Below are 4,373 nucleotides of genomic sequence, written 5' to 3'. Positions count from 1 at the left end.
GTGAAGATGTGCATGGCCTTTTTTAGGATCTCATTCTCCTCCCGCAGCTGTTGAAGCTCCTTTTCATGTTGTTTCTTTAACTTTTCCAGCTCGCCGGGAGTCATATAGTTTTCTTTGTTGACCTGTCTATTTGCTTTCTCTTTGTAGGCACTCGCCCACTTTCTAATGGTTGAGTAGGGGATCTCAAGCTCGAAAGCAAGCTCCTTGGCGACCCGCCCCTCTTCAACAATTAGTTTCGCAACATACTCTTTATATTCATGATCAAAATGTTTCCCCATAAGAACACGTCCTCTTTAAAGTTAATTCAAGTATATGAATTACCGTTTTAACGTGTCCACTTTTGAGACTAACTCAAAGTTCTTCAAAAAAACAGTTAACATCGCTTCATTTTATCAATAATTTCGATTTTTATTGGAAAAATGGAGATTTTCATCCACCGACCATTCTCTCCCATTTTTCAAGTCTATTGGATTCTTCCAGAGATCAATATCATGGAATCAGAACCTGGGGCCACGTAGAGTGGAGGAACGAAGAAGAAATACTGGAAAAGCTGGAAGGCTTCGAAGAGGAAGTGAACCGTCGGCTGCCCGGAATGAAGGCGATTGCGGTATGCGCATATGATACAGCACGACTTTCAGAAAATCTTAAGTCTGGATTATTAAGGACCCATAAATATTAAATGACAGATCATGACTTTGTAAGTTTAAGTGATTATAAATGATAATTGTACAAAAAGACTGAGTTTGCAGTCTTTTTTTATTGGCTGTATTCATAAACGTTTCAGCTATATTTGATCTCTAGATATAACAGAGATCCTGTAAACACGATTATTATGAACTAAGCTTGTTTAGTACGGATACTTTTAGTTGCAATAATTGAACCCAATACGGAAAAACACAATAAAAAGAATGCAAGAATGCCGAATGCTATTCCTTCGAACCCGCTAACTATTGCATATCCATTATAAAACAATACAATAGACGTACAAGCAGTCAACATACTTGGCAAAAGCCTTGCAAATAAAGGAAAATCGTTTTGTAAGCCGCAAGGTCAGAAGTAACACTAAAAATCCTGGGATAACAGCCGCCAAAAAAGGCATACCAATCATCATAATTTTTTCCTCCATCCATCGTTACAGCATACCATCATATTAACATAAAATGTAAATTTTATCCTTATCGCTAATGCAACAAAACATACGGAAATTTTTATCCTTTGTAGTAAAGGACTTTACAGATTCATCTTGAATAGGAATTTAAGGAGATTTTCGAATTTATTATGATGTATTCAATTGAAAAAGGAGAATCAAAATGGAGTCTGCAAAAAATATTATCTTTTCAAATCCTGATACCATGCCTGGTACTTTCGGATATTCGAATATAGCAGAAGTGAAAAATGGACGTACACTTTATATTTCCGGTCAAGTTGCTCTTGACCCTAATGGAAATATCGTGGGTGAAGGGAATTTAGCTCTTCAGACCCGGCAGGTTTTTGAAAATATTAAAGCCGGCCTTGCTGCTGCGGGAATGACCTTTCATGATGTGGTAAAGCTTACTTTCTTTTTGACAGATATCAGCCAGATGGCAGCAGTAAGGGAAATCCGGGATTCATATGTCAACATTGAGACACCCCCGGCAAGCTCGGCTGTAGAAGTAAGCAGACTGATCAGAGAAGAATTCTTAGTCGAGATTGAAGCGATTGCGGCTGGCGCTTGGGATACGCTTTAGAAAGGGAACATACCATGAACATTAGAAAATTAGCACAAAATGAAAACCCGCCCATGGAACTGCTTCTTCTGGCAGATCCCTTCGAACCCCTGGTCACTGATTACCTTAAAAGAGGGGAGTGCTATTTAGCCGAGGACGAACATGGCCAGGCGGCCGGAGTGTATGTACTCCTTCCGACGAGGCCGGCTACGGTTGAATTAGTGAATGTTGCAGTAAAAGAGCAGCTGCATGGAAGAGGGATCGGCAAACTCCTAGTGAGGCATGCAATCCATCAAGCAAGAACGCTAGGATTTAAAACCATTGAGATCGGAACCGGAAATTCAGGCATTGGCCAGCTGGCTCTATACCAGAAATGCGGTTTCCGGATTGTAGGAGTGGATCAGGATTTCTTTATCAGGCACTACGAAGAGCCTATCTTTGAAAATGGCATTCATTGCCGGGATATGATCCGCCTCACTCATGACTTATAGCATCAAATAGGAAGAAGAGCACCAAGGCTCTTTGTATAACAAGAAATTCAGCCAGAAATAGATCCAGGATGTTGGAGGCGGGTGAGGATTTTTTAAGGTGAAAAACCATCTCAAATTAGATGGTTTTTTCTCTTGTCCACCGTATATTGGCAAGTTGGAAGGGAAAAACAAGGGAGAGAAGTGCTTGTTTTATTAAACATTCAGGCTTTTTAGTACCAAGTCATAATAGTTGATGTTATAATTGCTTAAGGCAGGAGATTTTTTTACTAATAGAGTCCGCAAAAGACAAGTAGTTTTTTTGGTCACTTTGGAGCCTGATTAGTATCAAGTACTAATACTAGATGGTATACTTGTATAATATGCGGGAATCCCCCTTTTGCACAGCATACTGAATTTTACAGAAAAGAAGGTTGACAAACTTGGAATTACATACTTTACTTGCACCAGAAAAATATAATATTGCAGATGAAATAGACAAGCACTTTTCAAACAAAACAGCGTTAATTTTTGAAGAGGAAACTGGAATCCAAAAAACGATTACATATGAGGAATTGATTCAGAAGGCGAACCAGCTTGCTAACGGACTTTCAAAACTCGGTCTGGAAAAAGGCGACCGGGTCGTGATTCTGACTACCCGCCTGATTGAGTCTTACTATATTTATTTAGCCTGCCTTAAAACCGGGCTCGTCCTTAGTCCTGCTTCTGAGCTTCTGAGAGCAAAGGATCTAAGCTACCGGTTCAACCATTCCGAAGCAAAGGCAGTGATCGCTTACGGCCCGCTTGTTACAGAAGTCGACAGGATCGCGGAGGCCACTCCTTTCCTTAAGCATAAAATCGTGTTTGGAAACGAAGCAGATGGCTGGTTACAGATGGAAGACATCATGAGAGATGAGCCGGTAACATTTACTTCCGTATCCACTTCTAAAGATGATTACGCGTTTATGGCCTACACTTCTGGGACAACCGCAAATCCAAAAGGTGTGGTGCACACTCACGGATGGGGATATGCCCATTTAAGGACTGCGGCTAAAAAATGGCTCAACATTGGCAGCGATGATATCGCCTGGGCAACTGCTGCTCCTGGATGGCAGAAGTGGGTGTGGAGTCCGTTCCTTAGCATCCTTGGTTCAGGAGCCACTGGTTTTGTCTTCAACGGCAGATTCAGTCCGGAAAAATACCTGCAAATCCTTCAGGATAATAAAATTAATGTTCTGTGCTGCACCCCGACTGAATATCGTATGATGGCAAAGCTTGAGAATATCAGCAGATTTGATTTGTCTAAGCTTCATACTGCGGTATCTGCCGGCGAGGCCTTGAATAGGGAAGTCATCAATGTATTCAGCGAGAATTTTGGCATCCAGATCCGGGACGGTTATGGGCAGACAGAGAGCACGCTTTTGATTGCGAATCTTAATGTGAATCCGGAAAAAATTGGATCCATGGGCCAGCCGCTGCTTCAGGAATTTATCGCAATTGTTGACAGCGAAGGCCAGCCGCTGCCAGCCGGTGAAATAGGAACCATTGCAGTCCGAAAGGATTTCCCAGCTTTATTTAAAGAGTATTATAAGAACCCTGAGAAAACGAATGAGGCCGTAAGAGGGAGCTACTTCCTGACCGGAGACAGAGCCTCAAGAGATGAAGATAACTATTTCTGGTTCCAGGGAAGAAATGACGACGTAATCATCAGTTCAGGCTATACCATTGGGCCTTTCGAAGTAGAAGATGCACTGATGAAGCATGAAGCAGTAAAAGAATGCGCCGTCGTCGCCTCTCCAGATCCAATCCGAGGTAACGTGGTTAAAGCCTTCATTGTATTGCAGGAAGGAAAAGCAGGAAACGAAGAGCTAGTGAAGGAGCTGCAGCAATTTGTAAAAAGAGAAACAGCTCCATATAAATATCCAAGAATCATTGAATTCATCGATGCGCTTCCAAAAACGGATTCTGGAAAAATCCGACGTGTGGAATTGCGGAACCGTAAATAAGAATGGAAAAGAGGCTGACTCCATTGGTCGAATAAATCGACTTCAGAGTCGCCTCTTTATTTCTGTAGTCAGTTTGAGGACCAGCTTCTATGCCGAACCGCGTGATTGTCAAATAATTAGAGGGAGAAATTCCCCTTAATTCGTAAAGTGAAGTAAAAAGAGCTTTAATAAAGGGAGAAATTCCCTCTATTGAC

6 protein-coding genes are annotated in these 4,373 nt (G+C 41.6%); 4 read left to right on the top strand and 2 right to left on the bottom strand.

From position 1 onward, the window contains the following. On the bottom strand, window positions 1–278 hold a 278-nt coding region (locus H539_RS0127330), incomplete at its 3' end, for a transposase (RefSeq protein WP_026696169.1). 62 nt (window positions 279–340) lie between these two features. Here H539_RS0127330 and H539_RS0127325 point away from each other — a divergent pair. Next, window positions 341–679 carry an MEDS domain-containing protein gene (locus H539_RS0127325; RefSeq protein ID WP_026696168.1) on the top strand — a complete coding sequence of 113 codons (339 nt, stop codon included), beginning with the start codon at window positions 341–343 and terminating at the stop codon, window positions 677–679. Window positions 680–961: 282 nt separating this feature from the next. On the opposite strand, the gene H539_RS32655 is transcribed toward H539_RS0127325, so the two are convergent. Next, window positions 962–1,111, bottom strand: a complete 150-nt coding sequence (locus H539_RS32655) for a hypothetical protein (RefSeq protein WP_218970932.1) — start codon at window positions 1,109–1,111, stop codon at window positions 962–964. Between the two features lie 199 nt (window positions 1,112–1,310). On the opposite strand from H539_RS32655, the gene H539_RS0127315 reads away from it, so the two are divergent. The 3 genes from H539_RS0127315 to H539_RS0127305 all read left to right on the top strand — a co-directional run bounded on the left by H539_RS0127315 (window position 1,311) and on the right by H539_RS0127305 (window position 4,179). Beyond that, entirely contained in the window at window positions 1,311–1,727 is a 417-nt protein-coding gene (locus H539_RS0127315) for a RidA family protein (protein WP_026696167.1), read from the top strand. A 14-nt stretch (window positions 1,728–1,741) separates the two neighbouring features. Then, window positions 1,742–2,197, top strand: coding sequence for a GNAT family N-acetyltransferase (locus H539_RS0127310; RefSeq protein WP_026696166.1), 456 nt, complete (start codon window positions 1,742–1,744; stop codon window positions 2,195–2,197). A gap of 419 nt (window positions 2,198–2,616) precedes the next feature. Further along, on the top strand, window positions 2,617–4,179 hold the full coding sequence (locus H539_RS0127305; protein WP_026696165.1) for an acetate--CoA ligase: 1,563 nt from the start codon (window positions 2,617–2,619) through the stop codon (window positions 4,177–4,179). Window positions 4,180–4,373: the final 194 nt, after the last annotated feature.

It is taken from the genome of Peribacillus kribbensis DSM 17871 (genome assembly GCF_000430765.1).
GTDB classification, from domain to species: Bacteria; Bacillota; Bacilli; order Bacillales; family DSM-1321; genus Paraperibacillus; species Paraperibacillus kribbensis.
Note: the sequence above shows the minus strand (reverse complement) of the source record. Positions and strands in the feature narration are given on the sequence as shown.